We start from the raw sequence: 18,911 nt of genomic DNA, 5'->3' as shown, positions 1-18,911 counted from the left end.
CGCGCCGTTGAAAGTGTGATGTGCGTCAAGGGGACGGGCGTCGCCGCGGGCCGTGTCGGGGACGCCGGGGCGATGAACCCCCGCCCCGTCGCACCACACCTTCCCCTACTCCGGCAGCGGGATGAATTCCTCCGCGTCGCCGGGCACGGTGTCGAAGCGGCCGGCCTTCCACTCCGCCTTGGCCTGCTCGATCCGCTCGCGGCGCGAGGAGACGAAGTTCCACCAGATGTAGCGTGGGCCGTCCATCGTCGCGCCGCCGACCAGCGCGAAGCGGGCTTCGCCCTCGCCGACGTTGCGCACCGTGATCGGATCGCCGGGGCGCAGCACCAGGAGGGCGCCCGGCTCGTGGCGTTGGCCGCCGATCTCGATGCTGCCGGCGACGGTGTAGAGCGCGCGCTCCTCGTAGGATGCGTCCACCGGGACGGCGGCGGCGGGGGCGAGCGCCACGTCGGCGTAGATCATGTCGGACTGCGCGCGCAGCGGCGACGTCGCGCCCCACGCCGATCCCGCCACAAGGCGCGCGCGGACGCCGTCCGCCTCGACGACGGGCAGCTCGTCCGCGCCGTGGTGCTTGAAGGCAGGCTCCATCTCCTCGTGCTCGCGCGGCAGCGCCACCCACGTCTGCAGGCCGAAGAGCCTCGCGCCGCGCGACTTGACGTCCGGCGCCGTGCGCTCGGAGTGGACGATGCCGCGCCCCGCGGTCATGAGGTTCACCGCGCCCGGCCGGATCGCGATCTCGGTGCCCAGCGAGTCGCGGTGCATGATCTCCCCGTCGAACAGGTAGGTCACGGTGGCAAGGTTGATGTGCGGGTGCGGCCGCACGTCGATCCCCTCGCCGAGCACGAACTCGGACGGTCCCATCTGGTCGAAGAAGATGAACGGGCCGACCATCTGGCGCTTCGGCGAGGGCAGCGCGCGGCGCACCTCGAAGCCGCCGAGGTCGCGGGCGCGGGGGATGATGACGGTCTCGATCGCGTCGGCGGCCCGCGCATCTCCGGGTGCTGGGTCGGGGCAGGGCATGTAGCTCATCGCGAGGCCTCGTGATCCACGAAGGCGCTGCCATAGCAAAACGCCGCGGTTCGCGTCAGGGCGGAACGGGCCCGTCGCTGGTACCGTTCGCGCCGGCATGGAGCAGATGAACCTCACGATCGGGATCTGTGCCGTGGCCGTCATCGCGCTCGGCCTCGTCTCGGCCACCATCGAGCGCGCCCCGCTGTCGACGCCACTCCTCGCCTTCGCCATCGGCCTTGCCGTCGGACCGCAGGCGCTCGGGCTGATCGACCCGGCCATGTGGCCGAACAGCCATGCGATCGTCATGCACGCCGCGGGCATCACGCTCGCCATCAGCGTGACGGGCATCGCGCTGCGAACGCCCATCGGAGACTACGCCCGGGTGCTGCGCCCCGTCGCGCTGCTCGTCACCGTCGGCATGGTCCTCATGTGGCTTGCAAGCGCCGGGCTCGCGGTGGAGGTGCTCGGCGTGCCGCTCCTCGCTGGGCTCGCCATCGGCGCGGTGCTGGCCCCGACCGATCCCGTCGTCGCGTCCTCCATCGTCACCGGCGAGGCGGCCGAGCGCGCGCTGCCCGGACGCACCCGCTCCACGCTCTCCCTGGAGTCGGGCGCCAACGACGGCCTCGCCTACGCCATCGTCCTCCTGCCCGTCGCCCTCCTTACGCCGGGCGACGGCGACCTGTGGCGCCAGTGGGTGTGGGACGCGCTCGTCGTCGGGATCGCGATCGCGGTGCTCCTCGGCGCGCTCGCCGGGGCGGCGGCCGGCGCGCTGCTGTCGGAGGCGTCCCACGTGGGCTGGGTCCAGCGTCACTCGCTGTTCGGCATGTCCGTCGCGCTGTCCTTGGGGGCGCTCGCCCTTGCGACGTTCGCCGGGTCGGACGGCATCCTCGCCGCCTTCGCGGCCGGCGTCGCCTTCCGCTTCATCATCGACAGGCAGGACGAGCGCAGCGAAGGGGACGTGCAGGAGACCATCGCGAACCTCGTCAACCTGCCGATCTTCGTGCTGTTCGGCGCCGCGCTCCCCGTGGCGGCGTGGCTGGAGCGCGGACCGCAGCTCCTCCTCTTCGCCGTGCTGATCCTCCTCGTGCGTCGACCCCTCTCCCTCCTCGTCCTGCGCCCAGCGCTCGGGGCAGGGCTGGCGCGGCCCGACGTCGCCTTCCTCGGCTGGTTCGGACCGATGGGGGTCGCGGCGATGTACTACGCCCTCCTCGTGCGCGAGGAGACCGGGGACGCCACCGCTTGGGAGGTGACGAGCGCGGTGGTCGCCGCCTCGCTCGTGGCCCACGGGGTCACGTCCGGACCCGGCCTCGTGCTCTACGAGTGGCTGCGCCCCCGCAGGGCCTCCGCCGGCGCCGCGGCGGGGGCCTCCCAGACCGCCATGCGCCGGTCGTAGTCCGGGTGGATCGTGCCGAACACCCGGTCCCAGAACGAGAAGTGGTTGGCATAGTTCGTGCTGAACGTCGCGTGGTGCATGTCGTGGAAGGTCACCGACGCCAGTGGCCAGGGGGCGCGCGAGGCCGGACCCGCCGCCACCTCGTAGCCGGAGTGGCCGATCATGCCGTTGAAGTGGTCGAACACGCGGTGCACGACGAACACCTCCACCGGGAAAGGCGTGAGCAGCGGCATCGCCAGGAAGTAGCCCTGCTGGGTGAAGGCGTCGAAGGCGGTGTCGGAGTAGTTGCTCCACACCGTCGGCGCCACCGACTGGTGGTGCAGGAGGTGCCAGCGCTTGAACGGCGCGGTGTGGGCGAGCCTGTGCACGGCGTAGAACCACGCGTCGAACAGCACGACGGAGGCGGCGAACATCAAAGGCGCCGACCACCAGGACAGCGAGGCGGCGTCGAACAGCCGCACGCCATAAGTGGCGAGGGTGAGCCCCCCGGCGAAGCACGCGCAGGTGACGACGAGGGAGCGGGCCGAGGCGCGGATCTCCGCGTCGCGCCGCTTGAGCCCGTCCCGCCGCGGCTGGATCTTGCGCTCCCCCCGACCCCGCGCCCAAACGGTGAATGCCCAGCCGAACGCCAGGTAGGAGCCGAACACGAGGGCGTAGGTGAGGGCCCACACGCTGAGGAAGGTCAGCCAAGGCTCGATCATGGGCTGCTCCACACGCAGTCCGCTCCGTCCTTCCACATCCGTGGCGATCGCGCCAGCGCTCCCTCGCACGACTGTTGCGCGATAGTCGCAACGGCCGGCGACGATGTCCGCCAGCCTGCCCGCGAGCTTGCTTGAGACGTAGACCGCTTCACAAGTGAATGGCGTCGTGGTGTGGAGCGTCCTTGTCCCAACTGGTTCGATACGCGTGCGTGGCGCTCGTCACGCTGCTCGCGCTCCCGGCGCCGGCGCTCGCCATCGAGATTTTCGGCTACCGCTTCTTCGAGGACGAGCCCGAGGTGCCGGAGGGCGGCGTCGCCTACACCGTAGAGTTCGAGGTGTTCGGCGACGACCGCGGGCTGACACGGCGCATCGAGCGCGCCTCGGCGCTGGAGGAGGAGAGCGACGAGCCGAGCCCCGGCGCGGGCGCGCTCATCGCCCGGGCGCAGTCGGACTACCAACGCATCCTCGCCGCGCTCTACGCCGACGGGCGCTACGGACCGACGATCTCCATCCTCGTGGACGGACGCGAGGCGGCGACGCTCCCCATCGACACCACGCTCGGCGAGGCGGCCGAGGTGTACGTCACGGTGGACCCTGGCCCGGTCTACGCGTTCGCCGACGTGGACATCGCCAACCGGCCAGGCGAGGTCCCGGACGACGACGACGTCCCGAAGACCGTCGAGGAGCTCGGACTGCGGCCCGGTGAGCCGGCGCTGTCGGGCGTGGTGCTCGCGTCCGAGGCCGCGCTGGTCGGCCGCTGGCGCGAGCTCGGCTACCCCAAGGCGGCGATCGCGGACCGCGACGCCACCGCCCGGCATGACGACGACGCGCTCGACGTCGGCATCGCCGTCGAGCCGGGCCGGCCCGCCGTGTTCGGGACGACGACGGTGTCCGGCACCACCCGCATGGACCCCGGCTTCGTCGCGTACTACGCCGGCATCGAGCCCGGCGAGCCGTTCGACCCGGACGACCTTGAGCGCGCGCGCGACCAGCTCCGGCGGCTCGAGGTGTTCCGCGCCATCCGCATCGTCGAGGCGGACGCCATCGGCCCGGACGGCACGCTCGACGTCGATCTGCAGCTCGCCGAGCGGCCGCCCCGCGTGTTCGGCGCCGGCGTGAAGTTCTCCTCGCTCGACGGCATCGGCGGCGAGGCGTACTGGCGCCACCGCAACCTGTTCGGCCGCGCCGAGAAGCTCGACCTGCGCGCCAGCGTCGGCGGCATCAACGGTGAGGACCCCGACCTCTACAACTACCGGGTCGCTGCGACCTTCATCAAGCCGGGCGTCTTCACGCCCTACACGGACTTCACCGCACTTCTGTTCGCCGAGCAGCTCGCCCCCGACACCTTCCGCGCACGCACCGTCGGCGCCCGCGCAGGGCTGACAAACCGCGTCACCGAGCGCCTCACCGTGTCCGCGTTCGGCTCGGTCGAGGTGTCCACCATCGACGAGACCGAGGTGGGCGATGGCGACTTCGTGTTCCTGTCCTTGCCGGTGACGGTGGAGTACGACGGCTCCAACGACCGCTACGATCCGACCCGCGGCTACCGCGCGAGCCTGCGCCTCGAGCCGTTCTACGAGGCGGTCAACTCCAACGTCGGTGGCATCACCGAGGTGGAGGGTTCGGTGTACTACGGCCTCGCCGACGACCGACTGGTGCTCGCCGCGCGGGGCGCCGTCGGCTCGATCTTCGGCACACCCTACGACGAGACGCCGGCGACCAAGCTGTTCCACATCGGCGGCGGCGGCTCGATCCGCGGCTACCCGTACAAGGGCGTCGGACCGCGCGACGATGACGACGACGTCGTCGGCGGGCGCAGCTACCTCGAGGGCTCGCTGGAGGCGCGCATCCGCGTCACCGACAAGATCGGCGTCGTCCCCTTCGTCGACGTCGGCAACGCCTTCGAGGACGAGTTGCCGGACTTCTCCGAGCCGCTGAAGGTGGGCGTCGGGCTCGGCCTGCGCTATCGCACCGGCCTCGGTCCGCTGCGGGCCGACGTCGCGTTCCCCCTCGACCCGTTCGACGGCGACCCTGCCGTCGCCTTCTACCTCGGCCTCGGGCAGGCGTTCTGATGCCCGACGCGGCCGCCACCGAGGGAGCGCCATGCGCCGCATCCTGATCGCCCTCCTCGGCATCGGCCTCGCCTGTGCCGGCATCGCGCTCGCGCAGGAGGAGGAGGAGTCGGGCCGCTTCGTGCGCTTCGTGGAGCGGCAGATCTCGACGCCCGACCGGCAGATCGACCTCGGCCCCATCGACGGCGCGCTCTCCTCGGACGTCATGATCGAGTACATCACCATCGCCGACCGCGAGGGCGTATGGCTGCGCGTCGAGGACGTCCACCTCGTGTGGTCGCGCCTGGCGCTCGTGCGGGGGCGGCTCGACGTGGACCTCCTCGAGGCGGACCGCATCCTCATCAGCCGACCGCCGCTGCCGGCCGAGGACGACACCCCCATCGAGCCGGGTGCCGAGGAGTTCGCGCTGCCGGACCTGCCGGTCGCCATCGAACTCGACCGCCTGGCCGTCGAGCGCATCGAGATCGCCGAGGGCATTGCCGGCCCGGCAGCGGCGCTCTCCATCAATGGTTCGGTCGAGCTCGACGACGGCGCCCTCGACACCGACGTCGCCATCGAGCGGATCGACCGGCCGGGCTCGCTGACGCTGGACGCCTCGTTCGACAACGACAGCCGGCAGCTCGCCATCGACCTCGACCTCACCGAGCCGGAGGGCGGCGTCGTCGCGAGCGCGCTCAACATCGAGGGGCGGCCGCCCATCCAGCTGACCGTGGCCGGCGAGGGACCGCTGTCGGACTACGTCGCCGAGATCGCGCTCGTCGCGGACGGCGACACGCTGCTGTCGGGCACCACCGAGATCGAGGGTGTGGATGACGGGCTGCGGCTGCGCGCGAACCTGTCGGGCACGTTGGACCGGCTGGTCCCCGAGCTCTACGAGCCGTTCGTCGGCGGCGGCAGCGAGCTCGTGGTGGACGCGGTGCGCCGCGACGACGGCTCCATCGTGGTGAGCGAGGGGCGCCTCGCGTCCGGCGTCGCAACGCTCGCGTTCAGCGCGGCGCTCGCGCCCGACGGCGTGCCGACGGCGCTCACCGTCGACGGCACGCTCCGGCGCGAGGACGGGACGCCGATCCCGCTGCCGGGCGGCGGCGGCGAATCCACCATCGGCAGCGCCACCATCGACGTCGCCCTCGGCGGCGGCAGCGATGCGTTCGAGGCGACGATCGCGCTCACCGACCTCGACACGTCACTGATCGCCGCACCGTCCGTGGCGATCCGCGCCACCGGCGAGGCGGCGAACCTGTCCGACCCGGCGACCCGAAGCGTCACCTTCGCCGTGGATGGGGACGCCGAGGGCCTTGGCTCGGACAGGGCGGGCATCGCCGACGCGCTCGGTTCCGCCCTCGCCATCGACGCGTCCGGCTCGTGGCAGGCCGGCGCGCCGGTGACGGTCGACAACGCCTCGGTGGTGACCGACACGGTGGAGGCGCGCTTCGCCGGCACCGTGGGCGACGCGCTCGACGGCACCTACCGGCTGGCCGCGGAGGACCTGTCGGCGTTCGCCGCCCTCGCGGGACGGCCCCTCGACGGGGGCGCCGACCTCGACGCGCGTGGGACCATCGGCTTCGACGGCACCTTCGACCTCACCGTCGACGGCGAGGCGAACGACCTCGCGCTGGGCGTGGCGGCGGCGGACGGGCTCCTCGCGGGACAGACGACGCTCGACGGGCGTGCGGCCAACACCGAGGCGGGCGTCGTGTTCGAGGACTTCCGCCTCGCGAACCCTCAGCTCACCGTGTCGGCCGACGGCCGCGTCACGGACGCCGAGGCGAGCCTCACCGCCGAGGTCGCGCTCGCCGACCTCGGCGCGGTGGAGGACGCCGCGTCCGGCCCCGTCGCGGCCTCGCTCACCGTCACCGGAGCGCCGACGGCCCCCTCCGTCGCCGCGCGCGTCACGAGCCCCGGCATCACGGTGCAGGACCAGCGCATCGACGACCTCGCGGTCGCGTTCGACGGCACGCTCGACCGCACCACGGAGGTCGCGCTCGACCTCGACGGGCAGCTCCAGGTCGACGGGACGCTGGACGGCGCGCCGATCGCCGTCGCCGCGACGCTCGCCACCGGCCCCGACGCCCGCGCGCTGCAGGACCTGTCGGCCGAGGTCGCCGGCGCGCGCGTCGCCGGCGACGCCGCGCTCCTCGCCACCGGCCTCGTCACCGGCAACCTCGACGTCGACGTGCCGGACCTCGGGCGCCTCGCCGCGCTCGCGCTGCAGGAGGCGTCCGGCGCCATCGACGCCGAGGTGACGCTGCAGGCGAGCGAGGGCGCCCAGGTGGTCGCGGTCGACGGCACCGTGCGCGACCTTTCCGTCGCCGGCGTCACGCTGGCCGAGGCCGACGCCGACATCGTGGTGGACGACGCGTTCGGCGTGCCGGCGCTCGACGGCCGGGCGAGCCTGCGTGGCCTCTCCGCCGCGGGCTACGACGTGCCGAGCGCGGACCTCGTCGCCGAGCGGCAGGGCGCAACCACCTCACTTTCCCTCGACGCGGACCTTGGCTCGGGCGTCCTGTCGGCCGCCGGCGACCTCACCCGCACGGACGCGGGCTTCGCCGCGGCGCTGTCCTCCTTCCGCCTCGCCGACCGCGGGCTCGAGGCAAGGCTCGCCCAGCCCACGACCGTCGACGTCTCCGGCCAGACCATCGTCGTCGGCGCCACGCGTCTCACCATCGGGGACGGCACCATCGTGGTGGAGGGCACCTTCGGCGACACGCTCGACCTCACCGCGCAGCTTCAGGACCTGCCGCTGCGCGTCGCGAACCTCGTTCGGCCGTCCCTCGAGGCGGGTGGCGTCGTCTCCGGCACCGTGGAGGTCGGCGGCACCCGGGAGGACCCCACCGCGACTGCCGACGTGGAGGCGCGCGACGTCACCGCGGCTCTGCTGGCCGAGCGCGGCATCGAGCCGCTGACCGTCGTCGCTCGCGGCTCCTACGCCGACGGCACCGCCACCTTGGAGCGCTTCTCGACCAACGTCGGCGGCGGGGCCATCGAGGCCTCCGGCACCGTCGGCGAGGCGCTCGACCTCACCGCCTCAGTGCGCGACCTGCCGCTCGCCCTCGCCAACGCGGTGCGGCCGGAGCTCGAGGCGTCCGGCACCCTGTCTGGCGAGGCGACCGTCAACGGCTCCCTCGCCGAGCCGTCCGCCACCTTCGACGTGCGGGTGAGCGAGGCCGACGCCGCGCCGCTGCGCGCGGCCGAGCTCGAGCCGCTGAACGCCACCGCCGTCGGCCGCTACGCCGACGGGACCGCGCAGCTCGACACCTTCCGCACCACCGTCGGCGGCGGCACGGTCACCGCCTCCGGCTCGATCGGCGAGAGCCTCGACGTCACCGCCGAGGTCGCGGACCTGCCGCTCGCGCTGGTCGAGGCCGTGCGGCCCGACCTCGACGCCACCGGCACGCTGTCGGGGACCGTCGCGGCGCAAGGCACGCTCGCCGATCCGCGGGCGACCTTCGACGTCACCGTCGACGACGCGTCGGTGGCCGCGCTGCGCGCCTCCGGCGTCCCGGCGCTCGACGCGGTCGCCACCGGCAGCTTCGCGGACGGCACCGCCCGGCTCGACCGGGTCGAGGCGAGCGTCGGCGAGGGGCGGCTGACCGCCTCGGGCACGGTCGGCGAGGCGCTCGACCTCGACGTCGCCGTCGACGCCCTGCCGCTGGCGCTCGCCGACGCGGTCGCCCCCGACCTCGGCCTGACGGGCACGCTGTCGGGCGAGGCGGACCTCACCGGCGTGCTCGCCGACCCCTCTGCGACGTTCTCCGTTCGTGTGGCCGACGCCTCGGCCCGCCGGCTCGACGGCACGGGCGTCGGCGCCATCTCCGCCGAGGTCGCCGGACGCTACGCCGACGGCGTCGCGACCCTCGAGACCGCCGAGGCCGCCATCGGCACCGGCGCGGTCCGCGCGTCCGGCACCGTCGGTCCGGACACGCTCGACGTCACCGCCGAGCTCGACGCGCTGCCGCTCGGCATCGTCAACGCGGTGCGGCCGGAGCTTCAGGTGTCGGGCACGCTGTCGGGCCGCGTCGTCGCCACTGGCTCGCCGAGCGATCCACGGGTGACGTTCGAGGTCGTCGCCCCGGAGGTGACCGCGCAACCGATCCGCGACGCCGGTCTCCCGCCCGCCGCGATCGAGGCGGACGGCGCCTTCGCGGACGGCACGGTGGAGCTCGAGGACGCGCGGGTGCGGCTCGGCGGCGGCCTCGTGACGGCGCAGGGCCGCGTCGGCGAGGCCCTCGACGTCGACTTGACGGTAACCGACCTGCCCCTCGGCCTGGCCAACGGCGTGCGTCCCGGCCTCGGCATCACCGGCACGCTGTCGGGCACGGCGAGCGCGTCCGGCAGCCTCGCGGACCCGCAGGCGCGCTTCGACCTCGCCGCCCGCGGGGTGTCGGCGGCACCGCTGGGCAACGTCGGCGTCGACCCCGTCTCCATCGACGTCGCCGGCACCTTCGCGGACGGCGCCGTCGAGCTCGCCTCGCTGCGGGCGGACGGTGGCGGGCTCGACGTCGCCGCTTCCGGCACGGTGCCGCTGTCGGGTCCCGGCCTCGACGTCACCGTCGACGCCACGGCCCCCTTGTCGCTCGCCGACCGCTTCCTCATCGAGCGGGGCGCGAGCCTCGACGGCACCGCGACGGTCCGTGCGCGCGCGACGGGCTCGCTCGCCGACCCACAAATCACCGGCGACCTGTCGGCCGCCAACGTCTCCTTCACCGACCCGCAGTCCAACCTGTCCCTGACGGGAGCCTCGCTCGATGCCTCCCTCACGGGCGACCGCGTCGTCATCGACCGCCTTACCGCGACGCTCGGCGAGGGGACGGTCTCGGTGGCTGGCTCCATCGGCCTCGGCGACGGGTTCCCCGCCGACCTCACCGTTACGGCCCGCAACGCGCGCTACGCCGACGGTCGGCTGATCGCGGTCACCTTCGACGCCTCGCTCACCGTGACGGGACCCCTCGCGGCCGGGCCGACCATCGCCGGCAACGTCGCCGTCGACCGCGCCGAGATCTCCGTGCCGACCCGCCTGTCGGGGACCGCGGCGCTCCTCGAGGTCGCGCACATCGCGACGCCCCCGGACGTCCTCGAGACCCTGCGCCGCGCCGACGCCGGGCCGTTCGCCGAAGATCCGGATGCGAACGGCGGAGACGGCGCGTCGGGCCTCACCCTTGACGTCACCATCGACGCACCGCGCCGCGTCTTCATCCGCGGTCGCGGCATCGACGCGGAGCTCGGCGGGCGGGTGCGTCTGACGGGGCCGATCTCCGACGTCAGCCCGGTCGGGCGCTTCGAGCTCATCCGCGGCCGCGTCGTCATCCTCACCCAGCGCATCGAGCTCACCGAGGGCGAGGTGACGCTGTTCGGCGACCTCAACCCGATCATCCGCCTCGTCGCCGAGACGCGGAACCGGGGGGTCACGGTGCGCGTCGTCGTCGACGGGCCAGCCAGGGACCCGCAGATCCGCTTCGAGTCCGACCCTGACCTGCCGCAGGACGAGGTGCTGGCGCAGCTCATCTTCGGCCGCTCGGTCGCGGACCTGTCGCCGTTCCAGCTCGCCCAGCTCGCCGCCGCGGTGGCCGAGCTCGCCGGCGCAGGCAGCGGTCCCTCGATCATCGACCAGGTGCGTGCCTTCTCCGGCCTCGACAACCTCGAGATCATCACCACCCCGTCCGGCGGCACCGCCGTGGAGGCCGGGCGCTACATCGCCGACAACGTCTACGTGGGCGTGCGCGCGGGGCCGCGCTCCACGGGCGTCACCGTCAACCTCGACCTCACTCGGGGCCTCACCGCCCGCGCCGAGGCGTTCACTGACGAAGCCTCGGTCGGCCTGTACTACGAGCGCGAGTACTAGGATTGCATTGTTCTAGTTCAATGTAGTTCGGCAGCTACTTTTGTATTCGTCCAACTCCGATCTTTGCGTTGAACGTTGACCGAAGTTCTTCTGGCAACTAGGTCCGCATGCAACGCAGGCTCGGAGGACCTAATGAGAAGAACACTTTTGACGCTCGCCGTGTTGGCGATCGCTGGCCCGGCGGCGGCCCAGGGCGAGGTCAACCTGTACTCCTCGCGGCACTACGACACGGACGAGGCGCTCTACGACAACTTCACCGAGCGTACCGGGATCGAGGTCAACCGCATCGAGGACGAGGCCGACATCCTCATCGAGCGCATGATGTCGGAGGGGGAACTGTCGCCCGCCGACGTCTTCATCACGGTGGACGCGGGGCGGTTGCGACGCGCCGACGAGGCAGGGCTCCTGCAACCCCTCGACGTTCCGAAGGTGGGGGAGGTCGTCCCCGAAAGCCTCAGGACGCCGAACTGGGCTGCGGTGACGACCCGCGCGCGGCTCATCTTCTACGACGAGAACGACGTCTCCAACCCGCCGCAGACGTACCAGGCGCTCGCCGATCCCAAGTACGAAGGCATGGTCTGCACGCGCTCCTCATCCAACGTCTACATGCTCGGGCTGCTCGCCTCGATCATCATCCACGACGGGGAGGAGGCCGCGCGCCAGTGGGCCGAGGGGGTGAAGGACAACCTCGCCCGCGCGCCCGAGGGCGGCGACACCGATCAGCTTCGCGCGATCGTCTCCGGCGAGTGCGACATCGTCCTCTCCAACCACTACTACTACGCACGCGCCGCTCGGAAGGAGGTCGCCGGCCTCTCCGAGGGGCTCGACCAGATCGGCGTCGTCTTCCCCAACCGGGAGACGACGGGCACGCACATCAACGTTTCCGGCATGGGGATCGCCGCGAACTCGCCGAACCTCGACAATGCCAAGGCGTTCGTCGCGTACCTGTTGTCGCCCGAGGCGCAGAAGCTCATCGCCGACGGCAACGACGAGTACCCGGTCCTGCCCGAGGTCGAGCCATCCGAGGCCGTGCAGGAGATGGGAGACTTCGTCGCGGACGACCTCCCCGTCGCCGAGTTCGCCGACATGACGGACGTGGCGCAGCGCATCTACAACGAGGTCGGCTACGATTGACCGGACGCCACGCCGGTTGCCCCGAGGTTCGCAGGTGAAAACGGGGTCGCGTCCATCCTACTATAAGGGGGATCGTCCGCGTCCATCGGGGCGCGGACGGGCTCGCGAGTGCGTGGTTCTGGAGGCGACGCGTGAACCTTCCCCCCTTGCAGGAGGAGTTCGTCCTGCACTTCGGCGAGATGGGGTCGCGGTGGGGCATCAACCGCACCGTCGGCCAGATCTACGCGCTCTTGTTCGTCAACGAGCATCCACTCAACGCCGAGGACATCGCCGATCGGCTGGGCTTCTCGCGCTCCAACGTTTCCATGGGGCTGAAGGAGCTGCAGGCTTGGCAACTCGTGCGCCTCAAGCACTTCCCCGGTGACCGCCGGGAGTACTTCACCACCCCGACCGACCTTTGGGAGATCGTCCGCACCCTCGTCGAGGAGCGCAAGCGGCGGGAGATCGACCCGACGCTGTCCAAGTTGCGTGAGCTGCAGATGGCCAAGCACTCCGCGGAGGGCGACGTTTACGCGCGCGCCCGCATCGAGGAGCTGACGGGGCTCATCGAGCTCCTCACCGGCTGGTACGACGACATGAGCGCGGTGCGCACCGAGCGGCTGATCCAGCTCCTCAGCCTCGGTGCACGGGTGACGGAGCTCGTCACCAAGCGGGGCAACGTGCTGCCGCTGCGCCGCCCGCGGCCGGCGAGCAACGACCCGGACCGGGACCCCTCGCCTTAGGCGCGCGTCGCGGGCTAGATGCGCGCCACGAACCGGGGAAGGGGAGGCGCGCCATGCGGGCACTGATCGTCGACAAGTCGGACAGCGGGGTCTCCGCTTCCGTCGAGGAGATCGACGAGGCGCGGCTGCCCTCCGACGCGGACGGCGATCCCCTCGTCACGGTGGGCGTCAGCCATTCGACGGTGAACTACAAGGACGGGCTGTGCGTCACCGGGGGCGGCGGCCTGGTGCGCAATTACCCGCACGTGCCCGGGATCGACTTCGCCGGCACGGTCGAAGCGTCGGACGACCCGCGCTACCAGCCGGGCGACGCGGTGGTGTTGACCGGCTGGCGCGTCGGCGAGGCCTGGTGGGGCGGCTACGCCGACAAGGCGCGGGTCAAGGGAGAGTGGCTGGTGCCGCTGCCGGACGGGCTCACCGCGCGCCAGGCGATGGCGGTCGGCACCGCGGGCTTCACCGCCATGCTCGCCGTGATGGCGCTGGAGGACCACGGCGTGCGGCCCGGCGGCAAGCCGATCCTCGTCACCGGCGCCTCCGGCGGCGTCGGCTCGGTGGCGACCGCGATCCTCGCCAAGCTCGGCTACGAGGTGGCTGCGGTGACCGGCCGGCCGGAGGGGGCCGACTACCTGAAGTCCCTGGGCGCCAGCACCATCGTCCCTCGCGGCGACCTTGCCGATCCGCCGCTGCGCCCGCTCGGCCGCGAGACCTACGCGGGCGGCATCGACGCGGTGGGCGGCGCCATGCTCGCTCACGCCTTGACGCTCCTCACCTACGGCGGCTCCATCGCCGCGGTGGGCCTTGCCGGCGGCGCCAAGCTCGACGGCGCGACGGTGGTCCCGTTCCTGCTGCGCGGGGTGAACCTCCTCGGCATTGATTCGGTAATGCAGCCCCGCGAGGCCCGCCTCACCGCCTGGCAGCGCGTGGCACGGGACCTGCCCCTCGACCTGTTGGAGACGATGGTGGACGAGGCCTCCCTCGAGGACGTGCCGCAGCTCGGCCGCGACATCCTGGAAGGCAAGGTGCGCGGCCGCGTGGTGGTCGACCTGTCGCGCTGATCGAACGCCTGCGCTCGCCGGGCCGTTGAGGAAGCCTACGTCAGAGGTCCGCCTCATCGCGGACCGCCCGCACCGCGAGCTTGGCGAAGCGGGTCAGGTCGCCCCGCGTCGCGCCGTTTCGCGCCATGACGCTCATGGCGACCGTCTGTCCGGCCAGGAAGCGCGCGAGGTCGTCCGGCGCTTGGGCTCCCGCCCGCGCAAGGCGGTCGCGCAGCGCGGCGAGGTTCTCGGCGAGCGCGGCCTCCACGGTCCGTCGCAGCGGGCCATCCTCGAGCGCGCTGCAGTCGCTGGACGCCGTGGCAAGGAGGCAGCCCGGCGCCGAATTCGTGCGGGTGTGGAGGGCTGCGAACGCCCCGAGGTAGCGCGTCGCCACCTCCTCCAGCGACCCATCCCCGGCCAACGCCTCGCGCAGCGGCGCCTCGATCGTGCATAGGTAGCGCTCCAGGGCCCGTACCGTCAGCGCCTCCTTGCCGCCGAACGCGCGCGCGAGCGCGGGCTTGGAGGCGCCGGTGCGCGCGGCGATCTCGTTCAGCGAGGTGGCGCGGACGCCCTCGCGGGAGAGGATCTCGACCACCGCATCCAGCGTGGCCTCCGCATCGAACGTCTTGGGTCGTCCGACAGCCATCGTGGCATCCCACCGCGGATTTTTGTACCTTTTGGTACGTTACCCCTTGAACCCATCCTCGCCCAGCATTTAGTACCGGTCGGTCGCAAACGCCATCCGCGCGCAGCGACGCCGGGTGACGGTCGAACGCCGCGCCCGCTCACCGGAGGATGACCCGTGATCCAGCTCAACGGAAAGTCGGCGCTGATCCTCGGCGGCAGCCGCGGCATCGGCGCCGAGACGGCGCTGCTCCTCGCGCGCCTCGGCGCCGACGTCGCGATCACCTATGCGCGATCGGCCGAGCGCGCCGAACGCGTCGTCGAGGCGATCCGCGACGAAGGCCGACGCGGCCTCGCCATCGCCGCGGACGCTGCCGAGCGCGGCGCCAGCGCCGGGGCCGTCACGCGCACCGTCGAAGAGTTCGGCGGGCTCGACGTCCTCGTCGCGTCCGCCGGGACGTTCGATGCTGGACCCTTGGAGGGCACCGACGACGCGCGCTACGATGCGAGCTTCGACCTCCACGTCCGCAGCGTCCCCGAGGCGGTGCGCACGGCGGAGGCGCACCTTGCGGACGGCGGCGCGGTGGTCGTCATCGGCTCAATCTTCGGCGACACCGCGCCGTTCCCGGGACTATCGCTGTACACTGCTTCCAAGGCGGCCGAGGCAGGGCTCGCGAGGGCGCTGGCACGCGAGCTCGGCGCGCGCGGCATCACGGTCAACGCGGTGCAGCCCGGACCCATCGACACGGAGATGAACCCCGCGAACGTCGACGCCAACCCGATGGCGGCCGAGATGATCGGGCGGACCGCGCTCGGCCGCTTCGGCACGCCACGCGAGGTGGGCGCGCTCGTCGCGTTCCTCGCCTCCGACCACGCGCGCTACGTCACCGGACAAACGATCAACGTCGACGGCGGGTGGACCGCTTGACCTGAGCCGCAGCGCCACGCGCCTGCCCGGGCTGATGACCGGACGCCTGCCCACCGGCGCGAGGACCGGCGAAGGGACGCTGTGATGTCAACGCGGCTGCCGGCCGTCGACGCGACGAGGCACACGTGTCCGCTCCAGGCATGCTGCCCCGCGTCCGCACCAGCCTCGCCGTCGTTGGAGCGCGCGGTCGCCGTCGGACATGTTGCCGGGCGCACCCGTGCGGTCACGCCGCGATGTCGGAGCGCACGCGCCGGTTGGCCAGGTGAGGTGGGCGAACGCGCCGTAGAGGGCGCCGCCGTGCGTCCGCATTGCCCTTGCCGGCGGCGGTGCGCACGCGGTCGCCGTCGGACATGAGGCTGGGTGCGGCCGCGTGCGGTCACGCCGCGATGCCGGAGCGCACGTGGCCTCGTCGACGCGACGAGGCACGGGTGGCCGCTCCAGGCGTGCTGCCGCGCGTCCGCACCGCCCTCGCCGGTGGCGGTGCGCACGCGGTCGCCGTCGGACATGAGGCCGGGTGCGGCCGCGTGCGGTCACGCCGCGATGCCGGAGCACATGCGGCCTCGTCGACGCGACGAGGCAGGGGTGGCCGCTCCAGGCGTGCTGCCGCGCGTCCGCACCGCCCTCGCCGGTAACGGTGCGCACGCGGTCGCCGTCGGACATGAGGCCGGGTGCGGCCGCGTGCGGTCACGCCGCGATGTCGGAGCGCATGCGGCCGGTTGGCCAAGCGAGGTGGGCGAGCGCGCCGTGAAGGGCGCCGCCGCGCGTCCGCACCGCCCTCGCCGGTGGCGGTGCGCACGCGGTCGCCGTTGGACATGAGGCCGGGTGCGGCCGCGTGCGGTCACGCCGCGATGTCGGAGCGCATGCGGCCGGTTGGCCAGGAGAGGTGGGCGAGCGCGCCGTAGACGCGCTGCCGTGCGTCCGCGACGTCGTCGCCGGTGGCGACCGCGGTGAGGACGCGGCCGCCGTCGGACACGATGTCGGGCCCCTCGTAGCGGGTGGCGGCGTGGTAGATCGTGGCGCCCGCGGCCTCGACCAGCGCCAGCCCACCGATCGCGTCGCCGGTGTGGACCACGCCGGGGTAGCCGTCCGCTGCGACGACGACGCCCACGGCGCTCCGCGGGGACAGCTCGATTGGCGCGTCGGCCAGCCGTCCGGTCGCCGTCGCGTGAAGGAGCACGAACGGGTCGCTCCGCACGAGCGGCCAGATCACCTGGCACTCAGGATCGCCGAAGCGCACGTTGTACTCGATGAGCTTGGGGCCGTCCCGGGTCAGCATCAGCCCGGCGTAGAGCACGCCCACGTAGGGGTTGGCGCGCTCGGCGAGCCAGCCCAGCGTCGGCCGCACGATGCGCTCCATCGCAGCCTCGCGAGCCTCCATCGAAAAGCCCGGTGCGGGGCAGACGGCTCCCATGCCACCCGTGTTGGGGCCGGTGTTCCCGTCGAACGCGCGCTTGTAGTCGCGGGCCGAGGCGAGGGGGCGCGCGGTGTGCCCGTCGCAAAGCACGAACAGGCTGACCTCCGGGCCCTCCAGCCGCTCCTCGACGACGACTTGTGCCCCGGCGCCGCCGAACGCACCGTCGAAGCACACCGAGACCGCTCGCTCCGCCTCGGCGAGGGTCTGCGCGACGACGACGCCCTTGCCGGCGGCGAGCCCGTCCGCCTTGACGACCACGGGGGCGCCCATCCGGCGCACGGCTGCCAGCCCCTCATGCAGCGAGCCCGCGAGGGTGGCAGCCGCCGTGGGGATGCCGACCTCGGCGCACATCGACTTCGTGTAAGACTTGGACGCCTCGAGCCTCGCCGCGGCGGCGGACGGCCCGAAGACGGCGACACCCACGCTGCGCAGGCGGTCGGCCAGGCCGTCCACCAGCGGCGCCTCGGGGCCGATGACGACGAGGTTGCGGCCGAGCGCCTCCTCCTCGACGCGGTCGGCGTCGACCCGGGTTGCGATGGCCTCGAGACCGGCGTTGGCGCCGCCGGCGAAGGCGAGGCGGTCGACGAGCGGCGAGCGACGCACGGCGGCAGCGAGCGCGTGCTCGCGTCCGCCGGAACCCACGATGAGGACGCTGGCGCCACCCCGGCCGCTGGTGCGCGCCGTGGTGTCCCGAGGCTCCACCGAAGCCGCGGCGCCCCGCGGCGCCGCCGATGCCACGGAGCTGCCCTGCGCGCCGAGAACCGCGCCGTCCCGCGTGCCCAGGCCGACCGCAACCCCGCCGGCCTTGTGGGCTACGGGTCCGCCGGTGAGCTCGTCGGCCCGTGCGGACATGCCGTCGCTGGACATGGCGTCAGCGCTCCCCATCAAGCCGTCGAGCTGCGTCACCGCGCTCCCTTGGTGGAACCCTTAGACCGTACGACTTGCACGAGGCCATCGTCGCGCCGACCTTTCGCCTACGAACCATCCTTGACCGAGAGGCTCGGAGCGCCTTCGTGACGCCAAGCAACCAGCCCGCGAAGGTGGCGGACGCGCCGCCGCGCAACCTCGCCGACCGCGCGTTGCCCGCGCCGTTCCTGCCCTACGCACGGCTGGCGCGCCTCGACCGTCCCATCGGCTGGTGGCTGCTCCTGTGGCCTTGCTGGTGGGGCGTCGCGCTCGCCGCCGTCGCCGCCGAGGCCGCCCCGAACCCTTGGCACCTCCTCCTCTTCTTCGTCGGCGCGGTGGTGATGCGCGGCGCCGGCTGCACCTACAACGACATCCTCGACCGCGACATCGACGCCAACGTCGAGCGCACGCGCTCCCGCCCCATCCCGTCGGGGCAGGTCCGCGTCAACGCCGCGCTCCTGTTCATGCTCGGCCTTGCCTTCGTCGGGCTGGCGGTGGTGCTCCAGTTCAACGCGTTCACCGTCGTCCTGTCGTGCGGCTCGCTCGCCATCGTGGCGCTCTACCCGCTCGCCAAGCGGGTGACCGACTGGCCACAGGTGGTGCTCGGATTCGCGTTCTCCTGGGGCGCGCTCCTCGGCTGGTCGGCCACCTTTGCCTCGCTCGCCGCGGCGCCCGTCCTCCTGTACGCCGGCGCGATCGCGTGGACGGTGGGCTACGACACCATCTACGCGCACCAGGATCGTCGCGACGACGCGATCATCGGCGTGCGCTCCACCGCGCGGCTGTTCGCCTCGCGCACGCGGCTCGCCGTGGGGATCGCCTACGGCCTCACGATCGCGCTGTTCGCCGGGGCGATCGCGCTCGCCGGGGGCGGGCTGCTCTCCGTGCTTGGCCTCGGCGCGTTCGCAGCTCACCTCGCAGCACAGCTCGCGAGGGTGTCGACCGACGACCCGGCCTCGTGCCTCGCGGCGTTCCGCTCCAACCGGGTCGCCGGATGGCTCCTGTTCGCGGGTCTCGGCTCCGACGCGCTGGCGGCAGCGTACGGCTAGAGCATCCTGGGTCTCCTCAGACCCAGATAAGATGCTCCAGCTCCTGGGGTGGAATAAGAGCGGTCTTCCTGGGGTTAGGTGGTT

General features: G+C 72.7%; 12 protein-coding genes. 8 read left to right on the top strand and 4 right to left on the bottom strand.

Annotated elements, in window-relative coordinates; all coding sequences use genetic code 11:
* Window positions 1-105: 105 nt before the first annotated feature.
* On the bottom strand, window positions 106-1,029 hold the full coding sequence (locus ACOOE8_RS06990) for a pirin family protein (RefSeq protein ID WP_420394112.1): 924 nt from the start codon (window positions 1,027-1,029) through the stop codon (window positions 106-108).
* 106 nt (window positions 1,030-1,135) lie between these two features.
* Here ACOOE8_RS06990 and ACOOE8_RS06985 point away from each other — a divergent pair, with 106 nt between their 5' ends.
* Complete coding sequence (locus tag ACOOE8_RS06985) at window positions 1,136-2,404, top strand: cation:proton antiporter (RefSeq protein ID WP_420394111.1); 1,269 nt, start codon at window positions 1,136-1,138, stop codon at window positions 2,402-2,404.
* Here ACOOE8_RS06985 and ACOOE8_RS06980 read toward each other — a convergent pair.
* Entirely contained in the window at window positions 2,326-3,105 is a 780-nt protein-coding gene (locus ACOOE8_RS06980; protein WP_420394110.1) for a sterol desaturase family protein, read from the bottom strand. The two genes, ACOOE8_RS06985 and ACOOE8_RS06980, sit on opposite strands and share 79 nt — an antisense overlap.
* Window positions 3,106-3,287: 182 nt before the next feature.
* On the opposite strand from ACOOE8_RS06980, the gene ACOOE8_RS06975 reads away from it, so the two are divergent.
* The 5 genes from ACOOE8_RS06975 (at window position 3,288) to ACOOE8_RS06955 (ending at window position 13,927) form a co-directional block, all read left to right on the top strand.
* Window positions 3,288-5,177: an autotransporter assembly complex protein TamA gene (locus ACOOE8_RS06975; RefSeq protein ID WP_420394109.1), complete on the top strand. Its 1,890-nt coding sequence runs from the start codon at window positions 3,288-3,290 to the stop codon at window positions 5,175-5,177.
* A 31-nt stretch (window positions 5,178-5,208) separates the two neighbouring features.
* Window positions 5,209-11,016 carry a translocation/assembly module TamB domain-containing protein gene (locus tag ACOOE8_RS06970; RefSeq protein WP_420394108.1) on the top strand — a complete coding sequence of 1,936 codons (5,808 nt, stop codon included), beginning with the start codon at window positions 5,209-5,211 and terminating at the stop codon, window positions 11,014-11,016.
* 132 nt (window positions 11,017-11,148) lie between these two features.
* Window positions 11,149-12,150, top strand: a complete 1,002-nt coding sequence (locus ACOOE8_RS06965; protein WP_420394107.1) for an extracellular solute-binding protein — start codon at window positions 11,149-11,151, stop codon at window positions 12,148-12,150.
* Window positions 12,151-12,281: 131 nt separating this feature from the next.
* Window positions 12,282-12,872, top strand: coding sequence for a GbsR/MarR family transcriptional regulator (locus ACOOE8_RS06960; RefSeq protein ID WP_420394106.1), 591 nt, complete (start codon window positions 12,282-12,284; stop codon window positions 12,870-12,872).
* A gap of 53 nt (window positions 12,873-12,925) precedes the next feature.
* Entirely contained in the window at window positions 12,926-13,927 is a 1,002-nt protein-coding gene (locus tag ACOOE8_RS06955; protein ID WP_420394105.1) for an MDR family oxidoreductase, read from the top strand.
* Window positions 13,928-13,967: 40 nt separating this feature from the next.
* On the opposite strand, the gene ACOOE8_RS06950 is transcribed toward ACOOE8_RS06955, so the two are convergent.
* Window positions 13,968-14,552: a TetR/AcrR family transcriptional regulator gene (locus tag ACOOE8_RS06950; RefSeq protein ID WP_420394104.1), complete on the bottom strand. Its 585-nt coding sequence runs from the start codon at window positions 14,550-14,552 to the stop codon at window positions 13,968-13,970.
* A gap of 156 nt (window positions 14,553-14,708) precedes the next feature.
* Here ACOOE8_RS06950 and ACOOE8_RS06945 point away from each other — a divergent pair, with 156 nt between their 5' ends.
* Window positions 14,709-15,458: an SDR family NAD(P)-dependent oxidoreductase gene (locus tag ACOOE8_RS06945; protein WP_420394103.1), complete on the top strand. Its 750-nt coding sequence runs from the start codon at window positions 14,709-14,711 to the stop codon at window positions 15,456-15,458.
* Window positions 15,459-16,296: 838 nt separating this feature from the next.
* Here the strand turns inward: ACOOE8_RS06945 and purD are convergent.
* On the bottom strand, window positions 16,297-17,778 hold the full coding sequence (gene purD / locus ACOOE8_RS06940; RefSeq protein WP_420394102.1) for a phosphoribosylamine--glycine ligase: 1,482 nt from the start codon (window positions 17,776-17,778) through the stop codon (window positions 16,297-16,299).
* A gap of 107 nt (window positions 17,779-17,885) precedes the next feature.
* Between purD and ubiA the strand changes: the two genes are divergently transcribed.
* The gene (gene ubiA / locus ACOOE8_RS06935; RefSeq protein ID WP_420394101.1) at window positions 17,886-18,827 is read left to right on the top strand and encodes a 4-hydroxybenzoate octaprenyltransferase; all 942 of its coding nucleotides are present in this window, start codon (window positions 17,886-17,888) and stop codon (window positions 18,825-18,827) included.
* The last annotated feature ends 84 nt before the right edge of the window (window positions 18,828-18,911 follow it).

This window comes from Acuticoccus sp., assembly GCF_965213555.1.
Taxonomy (GTDB): domain Bacteria; phylum Pseudomonadota; class Alphaproteobacteria; order Rhizobiales; family Amorphaceae; genus Acuticoccus.
Note: the sequence above shows the minus strand (reverse complement) of the source record. Positions and strands in the feature narration are given on the sequence as shown.